Consider the following 17,947-nt stretch of genomic DNA (forward strand, 5'->3'; position numbering starts at 1 on the left):
GCGGCGGCAGGGAATGGGCCAACAGGGAACGGCGGATGTTCGAACTCCCTTCACGAGACAGCTCGGCGAAGCCGGACTACGGCGCGCGCGTGGGGATGGCCTTCCAAGGCCCGCGCCCGGACTCCGTCTCGCCGGTCGCCGCGGCGGCCTCCGCCCCCGCCCTGCTGTGCGGGCTGGTGGCTGCGGACGCGCTGATGGTCGTCGGGACGGGGCTGGCGGCGGAGGGCATCGCCGCCCGCGTGCTGCGGGCCGCCCCCGCCGATCCAGCCCTGTTCGCGGGCGTCTTCAACGCTGCGGTCGGTCCGCTGGCGGTGCTGTCGCTGATATGTTTCTACAGCGCGGGCTGCTATCGCAACCTGCGTCCCAAGGCGGTGCGGCGGACCATCGGGTCGCACGCCGGGCCGCTGTTCGGGGCCTGGACGGCGGCCTTCCTGGTGCTTGTCCTCATGCTCGGCGTGACGGGGGACCTGAGGCGGCTGGACACGGCGGCGGCGGGGACGCTGTGGCTGTGGTACGGGCTCGGCCTGTTCGGGCTGACCGCGCTGCGCAGCCTGTTCCTCCGGCTGGCGCGCGACTGGAACTTGGCCGGCGGATTGCGGCAGCGGACCCTGCTGGTCGGCACCAACGATCTGGCGCTCGAATGGCTTGACCGGCTCCAGCGGACGGAGGGGGCGGGTTACCAAGTGGTCGGCGCGGTGTCCACCGCGGCGGACCGGCCGTCATCCGTGAACGCTCCACTCCTGGCCACCGCCCGGTTGGCCGGGGTGCCGGTGCTTGGAGGCGTGACCGGGCTGGTCGAACAGGTGCGCAAGAACCGCATCGACCTTGTTGTGGTGGCGCTGCCCTGGAGCGCCGAGGCCGAGATCACCGATATCCTGGAGCGGCTGCGCGTCCTCGCGGTGGACGTCCGCCTGCTGCCGCACCGGCTGATCGCCCGCACCGCCGGCCTGTCGGTCGACGCGACGGCGGGCGTTCCGCTGCTGGGCGTCATCCATCACCCGCTGGCCGGCTGGCGCGGTGTGCTGAAGCGGTCGGAGGACCTGCTGATCGGCGGCGCGGCACTGGCGGTTCTGGCGCCGGTGCTGTTGCTGGCCGCCGCTGCCATCAAGCTGGAAAGCCGCGGCCCGGTGCTGTTCCGCCAGAAGCGCTTCGGCTTCAACAACGAGGAATTCGAGATCTGGAAGTTCCGCACGATGCACACCGACCGCGGCGACCAGTCGGGCGCGCAGCGGACGGTGCGCAACGATCCGCGGGTGACGCGCGTCGGACGCTTCCTGCGCCGCACCAGCATCGACGAGCTTCCGCAGCTCTTCAACGTCCTGCGCGGCGACATGTCCATCGTCGGGCCGCGGCCCCATCCCGTCGCCATGAAGGCCGGAGACGTGCTGTACCACGAGGCGGTGGAGAACTACGCCTGCCGCCACCGCGTCCGCCCCGGAATCACCGGCTGGGCGCAGGTCAACGGGCTGCGCGGCGAGATCGACAACCTCCACACCGCCGCCCGCCGCGTCGAACACGACCTCTATTACGTCGACAACTGGTCCCTGGGGCTGGACGCCGAGATCATGGTGCGCACCGCCCTCCTCCTTTTCTGGGACCGCAACGCCTACTGACCAAAAAACCCCGGCTGAACCAACAAACAGACCGCAAAGGAGTTTGACGCCATGTCCGTCGCCCTTGTCACCGGTTCCTGCGGATTGATCGGGTCGGAGAGTTGCCTGCATTTCGGTGCGCTGGGAATGGACGTCGTCGGCATCGACAACGACATGCGGCGGACCTTCTTCGGCGACGAGGCCTCGACCGCGTGGCAGCGCCAGACCCTGGAGCAGACGCTGCGCCAGCGCTACCGCCACCACGCCATCGACATCCGCGACGCCGCGGCCATCGACGCGCTGTTCGAGCGGCACGGCTCCAGCATCTCCCTGATCATCCATACGGCGGCGCAACCGTCGCACGATTGGGCGGCGCGCGACCCGCAGATGGATTTCTCGGTGAACGCCAACGGCACGCTGAACCTGCTGGAGGCGGCGCGGCGGCATTGCCCGGACGCGGTGTTCATCTTCACCTCGACCAACAAGGTCTACGGCGACACGCCGAACCGCCTCCCGCTGATCGAGACGGAAACGCGCTACGAGATCGACCCGGCGCACCGCTACGCCGGCGGCATCGCCGAGGACATGTCGATCGACGCCACCCTGCACAGCCTGTTCGGTGCCTCCAAGGTGGCCGCCGACGTGCTGGTCCAGGAATACGGCCGCTATTTCGGCATGAGGACGGTGTGCTTCCGCGGCGGCTGCCTGACCGGGCCGAACCATTCGCCGACGCAGCTTCACGGCTTCCTGGCCTACCTGATGCGCTGCGCCGTCACCGGCACCCGCTACGACGTGATCGGCTACAAGGGCAAGCAGGTCCGCGACAACATCCACAGCAACGACCTGATCGCCGCCTTCCACGCCGTCTACGACGCGCCGCGCAGCGCCGAGGTCTACAACATCGGCGGCGGGCGGGCGAGCAACTGCTCCATCCTGGAGGCGGTGGCGCTGTGCGAGGAGATCACCGGGCGTCCGATGGATCTGGCGTTCAAGGAGGCCAACCGCATCGGCGACCACATCTGGTGGGTCAGCTCGCTCGACCGGTTCCGCTCCCATTACCCGTCCTGGGACATCCGGCACGACGTGCGGAACATCCTCACCGACATTCACGACAGCAATCGGCGCCGCTGGCGCGTGGAGGCCGTGGCATGATCGACCATGGGAAGAAGGAAGTCCTCGGCGTCTACGTCAACGCCGTCGATTACGAGGCCGGCGTGCACGCCATCGTCGACGCGGCGGAGCAGCAGAAGCCCTTCGCGGTCAGCGCGCTTGCCGTTCATGGGGTGATGACCGGGGCTCTCGACCCCGAGCACCGCTACCGCCTGAACGCCATCGACCTCGTGACGCCGGACGGCCAGCCGGTGCGCTGGGCGCTGAACCGGCTGCACGGCGCCGCCTTGCCGGACCGCGTCTACGGCCCGAACCTGATGCTGCGCACCTGCGCGGCGGCGGCGGCGAGGGGGCTGCCGATTTACCTCTACGGCGCCACGGCGGGGCTGCTCGACACGCTGATCACGGCGCTTAAGGAGCGCTTCCCCGGTCTGGTCATCGCCGGCGCCCGCCCGTCCGCCTTCCGCACCCTGAGCGCCGAGGAGCGCGCGGCGGTGGACCGCGAGATCATCGACTCCGGTGCCCGCATCGTCTTCGTCGGGCTGGGCTGCCCGCGCCAGGAGACCTGGGTCTACGAGCACAAGGCGGCGCTGTCGATGCCGCTGATCGCGGTCGGTGCCGCCTTCGACTTCATCGCCGGGAAACAGCCGCAGGCGCCGATGTGGATGCAGAACAACGGCCTGGAATGGCTGTTCCGGCTGTCCACCGAACCGCGGCGGCTGTGGCGGCGCTACGTCATGCTGAATCCGGCCTTCCTGTTCCTGCTCGCCTGCCAGGCGGTGCGGGTGCCGCTGGTCCGCAGCGGCCAGGCGCGCCGTCCGAAAGGAGAGCTTCGATTTGGCTAGGCGGTGACGGTTGTTTGGTGGTTGTCAAAGAGTAGTGCCGTTATTTAAAATGAAAACGCCTCCGATGCTGCGCTTCCATGCGCCGTTTTTAAAATGAAACGGCCTTGCATCGGCGGATTTTCCTGAACGACCTCGGAACAGCGTCCCGAGCCGCGACCGCTGCGGCCAGCGCTTCCATGACAGTCGAGGATTCCTGCGATGAGCCTGAAGATCCTGTCGGCGATCGTCGTGCCGCCGCATCTGGCGGTCAGCGGCGCCAGCAAGGCGGCGGAGAAGCTGAGCGTCGCGCTGCAGGCGCACGACCGCATCGACATCGCGAACATGGGCATGGCGAGCCGGGTCCCGATGGACCTGAGCAAGCCGGGCGAACGGATTGAGGTGCGGACCTCGAGCCCCTTCGCCGGACTCGATTCCGTCCTGCCCAACCGCGCGAAGACCCTGTTCTACCAGTCGAGCATACCGGCGCTGATCCGCCACGGCTCCTATGATCTGGTGCACATCCACAACCCGATCCCGGCGTTGGAGATGATGCGGGTGGCCCGCGCCTGCGTGGCGAAAGGCGTGCCCTACGTGGTGTCCACTCACGGCTTCGTGGAGATCGGCAACCCGGCGGCCTTCCGGCGCATGGACGCGGCGCGGCGGCTGGCCTGGGACCTGCTGATCGACCGCCCGGTCCGCTACGTCGTCCGCAACGCCGCAGCGATCTGCGCGATCTCGCCGGTCGATCTCCCCATCGTCCGCGGCTTCGGCTTCACCGGGGACGACATCGCCGTCATTCCCTACGGCGTGGACCGCCCGACCGACTGGGGCGCGCCGACCTCGGCGGACCAGGACATCCACCGCAAATTCGGCATCCCGGAGCGGGAGGAGGACGGCGGCCCCGTAACCGCCTTCTTCCTGGCCAACCACACGGCCAACAAGGGGCTGGGCGTGCTGCTCGACGCCTTCGTGGGGCTGTCGATGCCGTTCCGCCTGATCGTCGGCGGCGAGAAGCGTGACTTCGTCGATTGCGAAGCCTACCAGCGCCGCTGCGGGCCGGGCCAGACCATCCACCTCACCGGCAATCTGGTCGAGGCGGAGGTCGCCGCCATGTTCCGCCGCTCCGACCTGTTCGTCTTCCCGACCCTGGCCGACACCTTCCCCAACGTGATCCTGGAAGCGATGGCCTTCGGCGTTCCGGTGGTGGCGAGCCGGGTCGGCGGCATCCCCCATCAGGTCGACGACGGCTGCGCGGTGATCGTCGAGCCGGGCGACCCGCAGGCCCTGCGCACCGCCGTCGAGCAACTGGCCGCAGACCCGGAGCGGCGGGCGCGGATGGGCCGCCACGGCCGCCTGCGCGCCACCCAGCGCTTCGACTGGGCCGCCGCCGCCGCCGACACCCACCGGCTCTACGAGGCGGTGATCCGCCGCCCGGCGGGCGCCGCCGTCCTCAGGGCCGCCTGACCCACACCCCCTGCCCAACCGGTAAAAGCCGCAGCAATGGAGAAGACACCTATGGAAGGCAAGACGCTCGTGACCGGCGGGGCCGGCTTCGTCGGCTGCAATCTGGTCAAGAACCTTCTGGAGGATGGGCGCGACGTCGTCGTCCTGGACGCCCTGCTGCGGCCGGGCAGCGAGCGCAACGCGGCGTGGCTGCAGACCCTCAACGCCGGCTCCCGCCTGACCTTCATGAAGGCCGACGTGCGCGACTTCGCCGCCGTCAAATCCTGCATGGCCGGGGCGGAGGAGGTCTACCACCTCGCCGGGCAGGTCGCGGTGACCTCGTCGCTGGACGATCCGCGCACCGACTTCGACATCAACGCGCTCGGCACCTTCAACGTGCTGGAGGCGGCCCGCCGCATGAAGACTCCCCCGAAGGTGGTCTTCACCTCGACCAACAAGGTCTATGGCGGGTTGGAGCATGTGGCGGTGGAGCGGACCGGCAGCCGCTACCGCTTCGTCGATCGCCCGCTCGGCGTCTCGGAGGCGGAGCCGCTGGACTTCCATTCGCCCTACGGCTGCTCCAAGGGGGCGGCGGACCAGTATGTGCGCGACTACGCCCGCATCTACGACCTGCCGACCGTCGTCTTCCGGATGAGCTGCATCTACGGCCCGCGCCAGTTCGGCAACGAGGACCAGGGCTGGGTCGCGCATTTCATCATCTCGGCGCTGAGCGGGCGGCCCATCCATATCTACGGCGACGGCATGCAGGTGCGCGACGTGCTGTTCGTTGAGGATCTGGTGCGCGCGTTCCGCCTCGCCACCGAAAAGATCGAGGTCAGCCGCGGGCAGGTCTTCAACATCGGCGGCGGGCCGGAGAACACCATCTCGGTCTGGCGCGAGTTCGGGGAGATGCTGTCCACCCTGCGCGGCGCGCCGGTGGAGGCCGACTTCTCCGATTGGCGGCCGGGCGACCAGCCCTGCTACGTCAGCGACATCCGCAAGGCCGAGCAGATTCTCGGTTGGCGCCCGCAGGTGGACCGCGACACCGGCATCCGCCGCCTGTGGGACTGGGCGGAGCGCTACCTCGCGCAGAACGGCCTGCCCACGGACCAGACCCAGTTGGAACCGGGCCGCATCGCCCTCAGCGCGTAATCCCTTTCCCGTGCGGTGGAGGAATCTATGGACGTGCTTGTAACGGGCGGGGCCGGCTTTATCGGCTCCCACATCACGCACCGCCTCGTGTCGCTCGGCCACCGGGTGACGGTGATCGACAACGAGTCCACCGGGCTGCGCTCCAACGTGCCGGCGGAGGTGCGCTACATCCGCGGCGACGTCACCAACCCCGCCGACCTTGACCGGGCGTTCGAGGAGGTGCCCGACGCGGTGATTCACATCGCCGGGCAGGTGTCGATCATCCGCGCCTTCAGCAACCCGGTCGGCGACCTGCGCACCAACGTGGAGGGGACGGTGAACGTCCTTCAGCAGTGCGTGGAGCGCGGGGTGAAGCGCCTGCTCTACGCCAGCTCGATGAGCGCCTACGGCAACGCCGAGGTGGTGCCGACTCCGGAGGACACGCCCTGCTCCCCGGTGTCCTACTACGGGGTGACGAAATACGCGGGCGAGCGCTACGTGCATCTGACGGCGGCGCGGCCCGACCTGCCGGGCGCTTTGGCCGTCACCTCTTTCCGCATGTACAACGTCTACGGACCGCGGCAGGCGGTGGACAACCCCTACCAAGGGGTGCTGGGCATCTTCCTGGGCAACATCATCCGCGGCGAGCCGATCCGCATCTACGGCGACGGCAAGCAGACCCGCGACTTCGTCTTCATCGACGACGTGGTGGACGCCTGGGTCGGCGCGCTCGACAACCCGGCCAGCCACGGGAAGATCTTCAACCTCGGCAGCGGGCGGCAGACCAGCATCAGCGAACTGGCCGACCTCGCGCTGGGAGCGCTCGGCCGGACGCGGGCCGACCATCCCGTGCTCTACCACCCCGAACGTCCGGGCGAGCAGCGCAGCGTTCAGGCAGATGTGGCCTACGCCGGATCGGTGCTCGGCTGGACGCCGCGCACGCGGCTGGAGCAGGGGCTGGCGGAAACCGTGCGCTGGGCTTTGCGCGAGAACGGCCGTGAGAACGGGCTGGAAAGCGGTCCGGGAAATGGCATGGCGGAGCGCGCCGTGGCCTGACGGCCAATTTTCGAGCCGGCCAGGGATGGCTTCGGCAACGCCATCAAGCAACAGGAGTGGAATGATGCGGATCGCTGTTGTGGGGACCGGCTATGTCGGTCTCGTGTCCGGCGCCTGCTTTGCCGAATTCGGCATCGACGTGTGCTGTGTGGACAAGGACGAAACGAAAATCCGGCGCCTGAGGGGCGGCGAAATTCCCATCTACGAGCCCGGCCTCGACGTCCTTGTGGCGCGCAACATGGCGGCGGACCGTCTGTCCTTCACGTCGGACCTTGCGGTCGCCATGGAGGGGGCGGACGTGGTGCTGATCGCGGTCGGCACGCCCTCCCGTCCCGGCGACGGCGGGGCGGATCTGACCTACGTCCACGCGGCGGCGGCGGAGATCGCGCGGACCATGTCCCGCTACACCGTCATCGTGACCAAGTCGACGGTGCCGGTCGGCACCGGGCGCCAGATTGCCGCGCTGGTCCGCGACATCAACCCGCGCGCCGAGTTCGACGTGGTGTCCAACCCGGAATTCCTGCGCGAAGGTTCGGCCATCGGCGACTTCATGCAGCCCGACCGCGTGGTGATCGGCGCCGACTCCGAGCGGGCGCGGGCGGTGATGGACGCGCTCTACCAGCCGCTGATCCGCGCCGGGACGCCCTTCGTGCGCACCGGCATCGAGACGGCGGAGCTGACGAAATACTCGGCCAACGCCTTCCTGGCCTTCAAGATCACCTTCATCAACGAGGTGGCCGACCTGTGCGAGCGGGTGGGGGCCGACGTGCAGGACGTGGCTGCAGGCATGGGATTGGACGGGCGCATCGGGCGTCCGTTCCTGAACGCCGGGCCGGGCTTCGGCGGCTCCTGCTTCCCCAAGGACACCGAGGCGCTGGTGCGCACCGGGCGGCAGCATGGCGCGCCGGTCCGGCTGATCGAAACGGTGGTGGACGTGAACCGTGCGCGCAAGCGGCTGATGGCCGGGCGGATCCTCCAGGCTTGCGGATCCGACGCGGCGGGCAAGCGCATCGCCGTGTTGGGCATCACCTTCAAGCCCGACACCAACGACATGCGCGAGGCGGCGAGCTTGGAGATCATCCCGCTGCTTCAGGAGGCCGGGGCGACGGTTCACGTCTACGACCCTGCCGGCATGGAAGAAGGGCGCCACCTTTTGCCCGGCGTGGTCTGGCATGACGACGCCTATGCCCCGCTGGCGGAGGCCGACTGTGTCGCCATCCTGACGGAATGGAACGAGTTCCGCGCGCTGGATTTGGGCCGCGTCCGCAGCCTGATGCGCCGCCCGGTGATGGTCGATCTGCGCAACGTCTACGCTCCGGCGGTCATGGCGGCGGCGGGATTCCATTATTGCTCCGTCGGGCGGCGCGACGCGCGGCCCGATGCGGCGAAGCGGCGCAAGGCGGCGGAGGCCATGCTCCTCAGCAACGGCTTCGCGGCGGACTCCTGCGTCCTTCCCTTCTCCGGTCAGCTTGCGGCGGCCGCCTCAGATCTGGCGGATTGACGCGGGCCCGACGCCCGCCGACTCCGGCCACGCACCGGTGCCCCGAACGGACCGTCCCCGCCCCGGCGGCGATGGCCCGGCGCGGGGCGCCGGCTGGGATCTCCCGATTCCGAAAGACACAGCCATGATTGGCTTGGACGCGCTGGCCGGCAACCGACGAGACTTCATGCCCCGTGTGCCCCCCGGCGCGCGGGGCGGCGCCGTTCCTCCGCGCCAGGGCGGTCGCACCGGTGGGCGGGCGCCGATCGCCGTGCTGCTGATCGACGACCGCTCGCTGTTCGGCGAAAGCCTCACCGCCGCCATCAACGCCTTTGCGCCGGATGTGGCGGTCAGCCACCAGCGCAGCACAGCGGCTTTGGCCGATCTTCCAGCCGCCCTGCGCGGCACCGACGTGGTTCTGGTGAGCATCGGGCGCGCCGACCCGGCCAAGGGCGGCATTGGCCAGCTTCTGGACGCACTGGCGGGCAGCGGCCCCCATCCTCCCATCGCCGTTCTGGCCGACCGGCCCGGCGCGGCGGTGACCGCCGCCGCTGTGCGCCTCGGATTGCGCGGGGTGCTGAGCGGACGGATGCCGCTGGCCGAGGTGATCGCCGCCCTGCGGCTGATCCATGGAGGCGGTACGGTCAGTCCCGATCCCGGCCCCAACCGCGGCTGAGCGTTTGCGGATCGGCCGGCCCGGCCGATTGCCATGCCTTGCGCACAGCCTCGGCGCGGTTGGAAGCGCCCAGCGCCCGCAGGATACCGCGGACATGGACCTTCGCGGTGTTCTCGCTGATTCCCAGCTCCTGCGCGATGACGCGGTTTGATTTTCCCTCGCGCAGCCGTTGCAGCACGCCGCGCTGACGCGCGGTCAGCGCCGCTCCGCCGGACGGTGCGGGCGGATCATCTTCCGCGGCCTCTCGATGCTGCGCCAGGCGGTGGAGGAAGGGGGAGGGGAAGAAGGTGCCTCCGCCCGCCACCAGACGCAGCGCTTCCTGGGCGACGGCAAGGCCGACGCTGGTCGGCAGACACCCCCGCACGCCCAGCCGGCTGGCCTCAAGGGGCAGATCCGCCTCCTCCCCGTCGACCAGAACGACCATGGGCGTGCTGCCGAAGGTGCCGGCAGCGTCGCGCAGCGTCGCCAGGACGTTGCTGTTCGGTGGTGTCAGACTGACAACGTTGCACAGCACGACGGCGGGGGGCGCTCCAGCAGCGAGCATCGCCTTCGCCTCGCCCAGCGATGCCGCGGTCCGCATGTGCAAGGACGTGTCGCGCAGGCTGAGGCCGATGGACAGGCTTTCGCGGGTCAGCGGTGCTTCATCCACAAGAAGGGCTGCGATGTCCCGGCGCCCGTTCGCCGCTCCCAAACCGCGTGCGGCGGCGCAGGGCGATGGAGCCGCCTTTCCGCTCGATGCCATGTAAGAATGTCTCCCGGCCCGTTCTCCCGGCCTTATGCTGCGCTGCACCCAAGCGCTCGTCAACGTCAATCCCGCGCAGAAATAACTATGTCGGTCTTTTCCTTTACCACCTATTTGAAGTGTTTTCGTTGGAATATCATGTATTTGGGAGAGGTTTTGATGTTCGCCATACGGAAGCGCAGTGTTTTGTCCTTTTGAACTTTCCATTGGTCAGAGCGTGTTGTTCTCTGACTTGTGCCGTTCGGGTCTGTTCTTTCGGTCGCAGAACAGACGGCGGTGGCCGATGGCTTCTCTTAAACCCAGCCGGGGGGGTGAGGTGGGGCAGGCTTGCTACGCCGCTCTCATCCTCACAAAGGCGTACGGAGCCGGTGAAACACGGTCCGATGAGCGCCGGAATGAGTAGGGAATAAAACGGTGGGTCGTCACAACCTTGCATCGAAGTGCGTATTTACCGGGCGCGCTGTTCTGGTAACGTTGAAAACATCAAATGCAAACCGCGCAAGCATTCCTGATGATCTTCCAACAGAAACAATCCATGTGGTCGGCAGGGAAAGGCGCAGAAAATGAAAAAAGTGAAATCTTTCCGAGTATCCGCAAGCGGACGCGCTCACCCAAAAATTGAATCCTCTTTTGCTGGTGGTGGTGAACGAGGGTTCGCAACCCTGGTTTGATGAGGTCAGAAGACTTGATGTTTCACAGGAAGGGGAAGCGGATGATGACGGAAATCAAGCAGCAACCAGGAATGGCCGCAGCGATCGCCCCAGGGATTGCGGTGGTCCTGGTAGACCCGAACAGCCTCACTCGGGATTGCTTTTCGCTTGGCCTCGGCACGCTGTGCCAGGACATGACCGTGCGATCGGTGGCATCGCTGAAGGACGCCGCCGGTGCCTTGGCGCGGGACGGGCGGACCGAGGTCGTGTTGTGCAACATCGGTGCACAGATGGGACTGAACGACGCCCTGTGCGCGGCCGTCCGCGACGCCGTGTCGAGCTGCCTGCCGGTGCCGCTGGTGATCATTTCGGACCGCGACGACGGCGGGATGATCGTGGAGAGCCTGCGCCTCGGCGTGCGCGGCTACATCGTGCCCAGCCTTGGGTTGGGGGTCATGCTGGAGGCGATCCGTCTGGTCGCCGCCGGGGGCACCTTCGTGCCCGCCACATCCCTGCAATCGCTGTTCGCGCCGGTGCCGGGCGGGATCGCCGTTCCGCAGACTCCGCCGCCAAGCGTCTCCGGGCCGGCGACGGACCGCATCGGCGGGCTGACGCCGCGGGAAATGGCCGTGCTGACCTGCATGCGCGAGGGCAAATCGAACAAGCTCATCGCCTACATGCTGGGCATGTGCGAGAACACCGCCAAGGCCCATGTGCGCAACGTGCTGAAAAAACTGGGCGCCACCAACCGGACGGAGGCCGCCTTCATGGCGCACGCCTATCTGTCCCGTGGCGCAGCCTTGGAATCGAATCAACCCTGATCGGCTATTGATGGAGCGGTGCGGGACTCTCCCGTGCCGTTTCTTCGTGTTGCGTTCAATTTTCTTCGCGCATGACACGGCAGACCGCTTCCGTCCGGTTGGTGGCGCCGAGCCGCCGCAGGATGTTCCGGACATGCACTTTGACGGTGCTTTCCCGCATTCCCAGTTCGTGGGCGATGACCTTGTTCGGCTTGCCTTCCTGAAGGCATTCCAGGACGGCGATCTGGCGCGGGGTCAGTTGCGTCAGATGGGCCTTGCCGTTGACCGCGGGCGCCGGAACGGATAAGGCGGCTTGAAGCACCGAGGCCGGCGCTCCAGCCTGTTCAATGATCAACCGATGCAGGATGGGGGCCGGAACGAAGATGCCGCCCGCCGCGACCAGACGGATCGCCTCCAGCGCCATGGTCAGGCTGACGGTGGTGGAGATGTAGCCGTGCGCGCCCTGGCGGATGGCCTCCAGCGCGGTCGCCGTCTCGTCAGAGTCTGACAGCATGATCAGCGGGACGCCGTCCAGCACCTCCAGAAGTTCGGCCAGCCTCGGCTGGAATTCCGGATCGGAGGCGAACCGCCCATTGAAATTGGCCAACGCCACGTCCGGTGCCCCATCCCGCCGTACCACGCTTTCCAGGTCGGCCACGGACGCCGCCGTCAGCACCCGCACCCCGCGTCCACACAGGTTCAGGCTGGTGGACAGGCTTTCCCGCGTCAGCGGCGTTTCGTCGTGCAGGATGGCGGTGACGATCTGATCCTCCCCCAGGGGCCGCGCGCCGCCGGACATTCGGTAATAGGACCCGAACGAGCCTGGGTCGTTCATGGGGGCAGCGGTCAAGTGATTGGCGGCCAGAAGGTGATTGGAGGTGTAGGATGTGACCGATGGGGCGCGGCGGAAGGCGTTGGGCAGGCACGTTCCGTCTTTGCACGGCAACATACAAAATCTCCCTCAGCCACACGCCATGGACACGCCGCCGCATGGAACCGCCCAGGATCGTCGCCAACGTCGCCGCCTACGTCACCGGCGCGAAGACTTTGGCCTTATTCGATCAATTGAAACGGATCAGGCGCGGAGGCGATGCTGCAAGAGGTCTGTGCGACCGCTTGGGGCCTATAACATAGCAACCAATTTTGACCGTCAATCGCAAACAAGATCATAATACTGTGCGCGGATATCCGCAAAGTACCTCCAAATTAGTAACTTTTTCAAAACTGTAACAGTGGTAAAAAACCTGTGCGTGATGGCCTTATCGACTCTTTCTCTTTCTGGAAGAGTCAAAGAAAGGAAAGATCATCGCACATTGTCCGTAGGGGCCATGGAAGGGCAGCTCAGCGGCGTCTTTTGTGGAATGCCGGCATGGACGACACTGCCCATTTCCTGCCCTTGGGCGCGAATGGCGTCCCAGTCGGCCTCCGCGTCATTCCAGAACCAGATGCGCTCCCCCGGATCCGCCAGATGGTAGCGGTTGCCGTAGAGCCGGTTGCCGGCGGCGACCACCGCGTTGTCGGCGTCGACGTCGGTGACTGCGCCGATGCGCGCGTTGACGTTGCGGATGACGATGCGGTTGTCGAAGATCTCGTTGCCGACGGCAGGGGTGTAGGGCACACGGTCCTGGGACACCACCGTCACCGCGTTGCCGTAGCCGCCCGGCACGTCGATGTCGTTGCCGTAGACCTTCACTCTCTGCGCGCTGGAGATCAGGATCTGCGCCCCCCAGAACCAACCCTGGCCGCGCTGCCCGTTGTCGGCGACCCGGTTGTTGCGGATCACCCCGTCGTAGCTGATCTCATAGGTGATGCCATTGTCGGCGTTGCCGAACACAAGATTGTTCTCGATCACCAGCCGGTGCACGTCGATGTCGGCCCAGATCCCGGCGCCCACATTGTCGTGGACGCAGTTCCCGCGGATCAGTCCGCCGCCGCCGGATTCGGTGATCTTGCCGCCGCCCCCCTCCCAATGGAAGTCGACGCCGGCATAGCCGTTGCGGGCGATCTCATTGCCGGCGATCAGGAAATCGGTCCCCGATCCGGAAAAGCCGGCGTGTCCGTTGTCGAGGATGCGGTTGTCGAGGATGCGGCTGCCGTTGCCGGCGTTGACTCCGACGCCGTGGTTCAGGCGCAGGACGCTGTTGCGGATGGTCCAGCCGGGGCCGAACTCCGCGTCCACGGCGGCGGCCTGGATGGGGGCGGCGTATTTCTCGATGGTCAGCGCCTGGATGACGACGCCGGACGCCGTGCCGCCGAAGGCGCGGGGGATGACGCTGGTCTCGACGATGCGCCCGGTGGGATCGTCGCCGATCACGATCTCGTCGGCGTCGTAGTCGAAGAACCAGCGCCCCGGCCCGACGGCGGACCGGCTGCCCACATGCAGCATCGGCGCGTCGTCGATGAACAGATCCTCCGGATGGGCGCAACGGGGAAAGCCGGCGCGGCAGAACTCCACGGCGTTGACCCGGCCCTTCTGGGTCTGCCCGCGGGCGATCCAGACGGGGCCTCGGTGGACGAAGGCGGTGAGCCGCCGCGCTCCGCTCAGCACGGCGCCGGGGGCGCCTTCGAACAGGTTGCGGTCCTTCGGCACGATGGAGTGCAGGCGGTGGACACCGGCCTCCAGCCGGAAGCGCGCGCCGGGGGGATGACGGTCCACCGCCGCCTGGATGTCGGCGCCGGGCCGCAGGGAGACGGTGGGAGGTTCCGCTCCCGCCGCCGTCAGCGGGAGGCCGGCAAGGAGGACCGCCGCCGCGAGGCGGGCAGGGCGGGGTGCATGCCGCCGGGGGTGCGGGGCGCGTCCTGTGTCCATGGTGGCCTCGATGCGTCGTCCTGCGGCGATGGACGAAAACGCTAACATGCGGGTCCGGCCCCTAGAATCGTCAAACCGGATGATCGACCTTCGTCGGCGCCGGGACTTGACCACAGGGAACCGGATCGGGCACAGGCCGTTGCCCAAGGGCACCCCCAATCGTTCGAGAGCGTGCCATGGCCTCCCGCATCGAGGATTACGCCCTTCTGGGAGACTGCGAGACCGCAGCCCTGTTGTCCGCCGAAGGTTCCATCGACTGGCTGTGCTGGCCGCGCTTCGATTCCGACGCCTGCTTCGCGGCACTCCTGGGCACGCCGGAGAACGGGCGCTGGCTGCTGCGCCCGAGCGATCCCGACGCCCGCACGAGCCGCCGCTACCGCGGCGACAGCTTGATCCTGGAGACGGAATTCGAGACGGCGGAGGGTGCCGTCACCATGATTGACTTCATGCCCCCGCGCGGCGAGGCGTCGGACATCGTGCGCATCCTGCGCGGGCGGCGCGGCCGTGTCGCCATGCGGATGGACCTGACGCTCCGCTTCGGCTACGGGCACGTCGTGCCGTGGGTGACGCGGATCGGCCCGCACACCCTGCGCGCCATCGCCGGACCCGACATGGTCGTCCTGCACACCAGCGCCCCGATCCACGGCGAGGACCTGAGCACTGTCGCCGATTTCACCGTGGAGGAGGGCGAGAGCCTCAGCTTCGTAATGACCTATTCCCCCTCTCACCTGCCGCTGCCGGAGCCGGTCGACGCCGAGCAGGCGCTGGACGAGACCGAGCGGTTCTGGGAGGAGTGGAGCGGGCGCTGCGCCTACGGCGGCCCCTGGCGGGACGCGGTGGTGCGCTCGCTGGTCACGCTGAAGGCGCTGACCTACCGTCCGACCGGCGGCATCGTCGCGGCGCCGACCACCTCGCTTCCCGAACAGCTCGGCGGGGTGCGGAACTGGGACTACCGCTACTGCTGGCTGCGCGACGCCACCCTGACCCTGCTGGCGCTGATGAACGCCGGCTATCTGCAGGAGGCGCGGGACTGGCGCGACTGGGGCCTGCGCACCATCGCCGGCAGCCCCCAACAGATCCAGATCATGTACGGCATCGCCGGAGAGCGCCGTATGCTGGAATGGGAGGTGCCCTGGCTGCCGGGCTACGAGGGGGCAAGCCCGGTCCGGGTCGGCAACGCCGCGGCCCCCCAACTTCAGCTCGACGTCTATGGCGAGATGATGGACGCGGCGCATCAGGCGCGGATGCGCGGCATCGAGATCAGGCCGGAAGGCTGGCAGGTCCAGTGCGCCTTGCTCGATCACATGGAGTCGGTGTGGGACCAGCCCGACGAAGGCATCTGGGAAGTGCGCGGCGGCGCAAAGCATTTCACCCATTCCAAAGTGATGGCCTGGGTTGCCGTGGACCGCATGGTGAAGAGCGCGGAGAAGTTCGGTCTGGACGCGCCCTTGGACCGCTGGAAAGCGTTGCGCCAAGCGATTTTCGACGATGTCTGCGCCAAGGGCTATTCGAAGGAACGGAACAGCTTCGTCCAGCATTATGGCGCCAGTCACGTCGACGCGGCGCTGCTGATGTTGCCGATGCTCGGCTTCCTTCCGGTGGACGATCCCCGCATCCAAGGCACCGTCGCCGCCATCGAGCGGGAACTGATGCAGGATGGCCTCGTCATGCGCTACCGGACGGAGAGGACCGACGACGGGCTGCCCAACGGGGAGGGAGTGTTCCTCGCCTGCTCCTTCTGGCTGGCCGACGTCTATGTGTTGCAAGGGCGTCAGGCGGAGGCCGAGGCGCTGTTCAACAGGCTGCTCGCCCTGCGCAACGATCTGGGCCTGCTGTCGGAGGAGTACGACACGACGGCGAGGCGGCTGGTCGGCAACTTCCCGCAGGCCTTCTCGCATATCGCTCTGATCAACACCGCCTTCAACCTGACCCGCGCGGAGAAGCCGGCCGAGCAACGGCGGGACGGGGACTGACGGAACAAAGAAAAAACCCCTCCCGCCGGTGATGGCGGGAGGGGCGGGTTGGTCATGGTCAGCGGGTGGTGCTGCCCGTGGTGGTGCCGGTGCGGCTGGTGCTGTCCGTGGTTCCAGACGTCCCGCTCATGCCGGTCCCGGAGGTGCTGGAGGTTCCGGACGTGCCCGTCGTGGACCCGCTCATGCCGGTGCTGCCCATCCCCGAGCCGCTCATGCCGGAACCGGAAGACCCGGTGCCGCCGAGCCCGGCCATCGCCGACGCCCCTGCGGTGGTGCCGGTGCCGCCGAAGGTCCGCTCACGGACGCGCAGGTTGTTCTGCACGTGGCGGACGCCGGAGATGGTTTCGGCCATGTCCTCGGCGCGGCGCTTGGTCCGGCGGTCGTCCACGCTGCCGCTCAGTGTGACCTCGCAATTGCTGACGGTCACGTCGATCTCCGACGCGTCGATGTAGGGATCGTCGGTCAGCCGGTCATTCACATCCTCGCGGATGCGGTCGTCGGAGCGGGTGTAGCCGCGCGGCCCGCGGCCCCGATGGTGCTGGGCGCCGGGGTCGTCGTTGCGGGCGTCCATGCGGCGGCGGCGTTCCGCGTCCTCGTCGCCGAACCAGGAGGCCATCTCGTCGCCCGCCCGTTCGAAGAAGCCGCGCTCCTCGTTGCGGCCGGAGCCGCCGCCGCCATAGCCCATCCGGCCGTAGTCGCGGTTGCCGTAGTCACGGCTGCTGTAGTCCCGGTTTCCATAGCCGCGGGAACCGGACCCGTACTCCATGCCGCCATAGTCGCGGCTGCCGTAGTCCCGGCCGCCGTAAGCTCCGCTGCCGTAATCGGAGCGGCCGAAGCCGCCGCGGTAGCCGAAGTCCTGGCCGTAGTCGCCACGGTCCTCATAATTCTGGCGATCATCGCGGGAGCGCCAGTCGCGCTGGCCCTGGCCGAAGGAACCGCGGGACCCGTAGTCGCGGCCGTAATCGGAGCGGCCGTAATCACGGCTGCCGGAGCCCTGACCATAGGCCCCTTGGCCGTAATCGCCCCTGCCTTCCTGCTGGCGCCAGTAGTCGCGGCCATAGTCGAAACCTTCGCGGCCCTGGCCCTCATAGCCATAGCCGGGTTGGCGGCCACCACCGCCCATCATGCCGGACCGGCCGGCCTGACCGGATCCGAATTGGCCCGATCCGGACTGGCCCCAATTCGATTGACCGAACTCGTCACGGTCACGGTTCTGGCCACGGTTCTGATACGAACCGGCGCTCCACTCGCGGCTTTCGCCGCGTTGGCGGTCGCGCTCCCACCGGTCGTCGTCGCGGCGGGCGCCCTGGTCGTTCCTCCACCTGGATTCATAGTCGGACATGGGATGCTCCCCATTTGGACAGTGCCCGTTCGCCGGGCGTCCGCAAACAACAGGGAAGGCGGCGAAGGATCGCGGACCGGCGGTGGCTTTGCCATGTCTTTGGCCGTGTCTTTTGCCATGCGCCCCGCACAGGCCAGCCAACCGGGTCGCCCTCGGGGGTCCGTAAACGCCCGCAATCCCAGCATCCGCGCCATCCGTTGGCGCGTCGCGGGGAAGCCGCAGGGAATCAGGCGAGGGCGCCCCCTTGAACACCGCGGCGAAGGAAACATATGTGCAACACCGCCGGCGGATGGCCGTAACCTTCGGGTGACCGACCGGC

The 17,947-nt window shown here is 67.8% G+C and carries 14 protein-coding genes; 10 read left to right on the forward strand and 4 right to left on the reverse strand.

Going from position 1 to position 17,947, the window contains the following annotated elements:
* Positions 1-35: 35 nt before the first annotated feature.
* The 8 genes from AMK58_RS22020 (at position 36) to AMK58_RS22055 (ending at position 9,312) form a co-directional block, all read left to right on the forward strand.
* A complete protein-coding gene (locus AMK58_RS22020; RefSeq protein ID WP_059399462.1) occupies positions 36-1,613 on the forward strand; it encodes an undecaprenyl-phosphate glucose phosphotransferase in 1,578 nt (525 codons plus the stop codon).
* A gap of 51 nt (positions 1,614-1,664) precedes the next feature.
* The gene (locus AMK58_RS22025) at positions 1,665-2,744 is read left to right on the forward strand and encodes an NAD-dependent epimerase/dehydratase family protein (protein ID WP_035679707.1); all 1,080 of its coding nucleotides are present in this window, start codon (positions 1,665-1,667) and stop codon (positions 2,742-2,744) included.
* Entirely contained in the window at positions 2,741-3,547 is an 807-nt protein-coding gene (locus AMK58_RS22030) for a WecB/TagA/CpsF family glycosyltransferase (protein ID WP_035679704.1), read from the forward strand. Before AMK58_RS22025 ends, AMK58_RS22030 begins: the two co-directional genes overlap by 4 nt.
* A 198-nt stretch (positions 3,548-3,745) precedes the next feature.
* Positions 3,746-4,990, forward strand: a complete 1,245-nt coding sequence (locus tag AMK58_RS22035) for a glycosyltransferase family 4 protein (protein WP_079284993.1) — start codon at positions 3,746-3,748, stop codon at positions 4,988-4,990.
* A 51-nt stretch (positions 4,991-5,041) separates the two neighbouring features.
* Positions 5,042-6,121 (forward strand): GDP-mannose 4,6-dehydratase, encoded by a 1,080-nt coding sequence (locus tag AMK58_RS22040; RefSeq protein WP_035679701.1) that lies wholly within the window; start codon positions 5,042-5,044, stop codon positions 6,119-6,121.
* A gap of 27 nt (positions 6,122-6,148) precedes the next feature.
* Positions 6,149-7,156: an SDR family NAD(P)-dependent oxidoreductase gene (locus AMK58_RS22045; protein WP_051140699.1), complete on the forward strand. Its 1,008-nt coding sequence runs from the start codon at positions 6,149-6,151 to the stop codon at positions 7,154-7,156.
* Between the two features lie 64 nt (positions 7,157-7,220).
* Positions 7,221-8,657: a UDP-glucose dehydrogenase family protein gene (locus AMK58_RS22050; RefSeq protein ID WP_079284999.1), complete on the forward strand. Its 1,437-nt coding sequence runs from the start codon at positions 7,221-7,223 to the stop codon at positions 8,655-8,657.
* 166 nt (positions 8,658-8,823) lie between these two features.
* Positions 8,824-9,312: a response regulator gene (locus AMK58_RS22055; RefSeq protein ID WP_236778326.1), complete on the forward strand. Its 489-nt coding sequence runs from the start codon at positions 8,824-8,826 to the stop codon at positions 9,310-9,312.
* Here AMK58_RS22055 and AMK58_RS22060 read toward each other — a convergent pair.
* A complete protein-coding gene (locus AMK58_RS22060) occupies positions 9,281-10,054 on the reverse strand; it encodes a response regulator transcription factor (protein WP_079284994.1) in 774 nt (257 codons plus the stop codon). The two genes, AMK58_RS22055 and AMK58_RS22060, sit on opposite strands and share 32 nt — an antisense overlap.
* 844 nt (positions 10,055-10,898) lie before the next feature.
* On the opposite strand from AMK58_RS22060, the gene AMK58_RS22065 reads away from it, so the two are divergent.
* Positions 10,899-11,525 carry a response regulator transcription factor gene (locus tag AMK58_RS22065; RefSeq protein ID WP_051140698.1) on the forward strand — a complete coding sequence of 209 codons (627 nt, stop codon included), beginning with the start codon at positions 10,899-10,901 and terminating at the stop codon, positions 11,523-11,525.
* Positions 11,526-11,580: 55 nt separating this feature from the next.
* On the opposite strand, the gene AMK58_RS22070 is transcribed toward AMK58_RS22065, so the two are convergent.
* Positions 11,581-12,339 carry a response regulator transcription factor gene (locus AMK58_RS22070; RefSeq protein WP_236778327.1) on the reverse strand — a complete coding sequence of 253 codons (759 nt, stop codon included), beginning with the start codon at positions 12,337-12,339 and terminating at the stop codon, positions 11,581-11,583.
* Between the two features lie 468 nt (positions 12,340-12,807).
* Positions 12,808-14,313, reverse strand: a complete 1,506-nt coding sequence (locus AMK58_RS22075; protein ID WP_051140696.1) for a right-handed parallel beta-helix repeat-containing protein — start codon at positions 14,311-14,313, stop codon at positions 12,808-12,810.
* A 176-nt stretch (positions 14,314-14,489) separates the two neighbouring features.
* Here AMK58_RS22075 and AMK58_RS22080 point away from each other — a divergent pair, with 176 nt between their 5' ends.
* The gene (locus AMK58_RS22080) at positions 14,490-16,286 is read left to right on the forward strand and encodes a glycoside hydrolase family 15 protein (RefSeq protein ID WP_035679694.1); all 1,797 of its coding nucleotides are present in this window, start codon (positions 14,490-14,492) and stop codon (positions 16,284-16,286) included.
* 58 nt (positions 16,287-16,344) lie between these two features.
* Here AMK58_RS22080 and AMK58_RS22085 read toward each other — a convergent pair whose 3' ends face one another.
* On the reverse strand, positions 16,345-17,628 hold the full coding sequence (locus tag AMK58_RS22085; RefSeq protein WP_059399465.1) for a BON domain-containing protein: 1,284 nt from the start codon (positions 17,626-17,628) through the stop codon (positions 16,345-16,347).
* Positions 17,629-17,947 lie beyond the last annotated feature (319 nt).

Source organism: Azospirillum brasilense (genome assembly GCF_001315015.1).
GTDB classification, from domain to species: Bacteria; Pseudomonadota; Alphaproteobacteria; order Azospirillales; family Azospirillaceae; genus Azospirillum; species Azospirillum brasilense.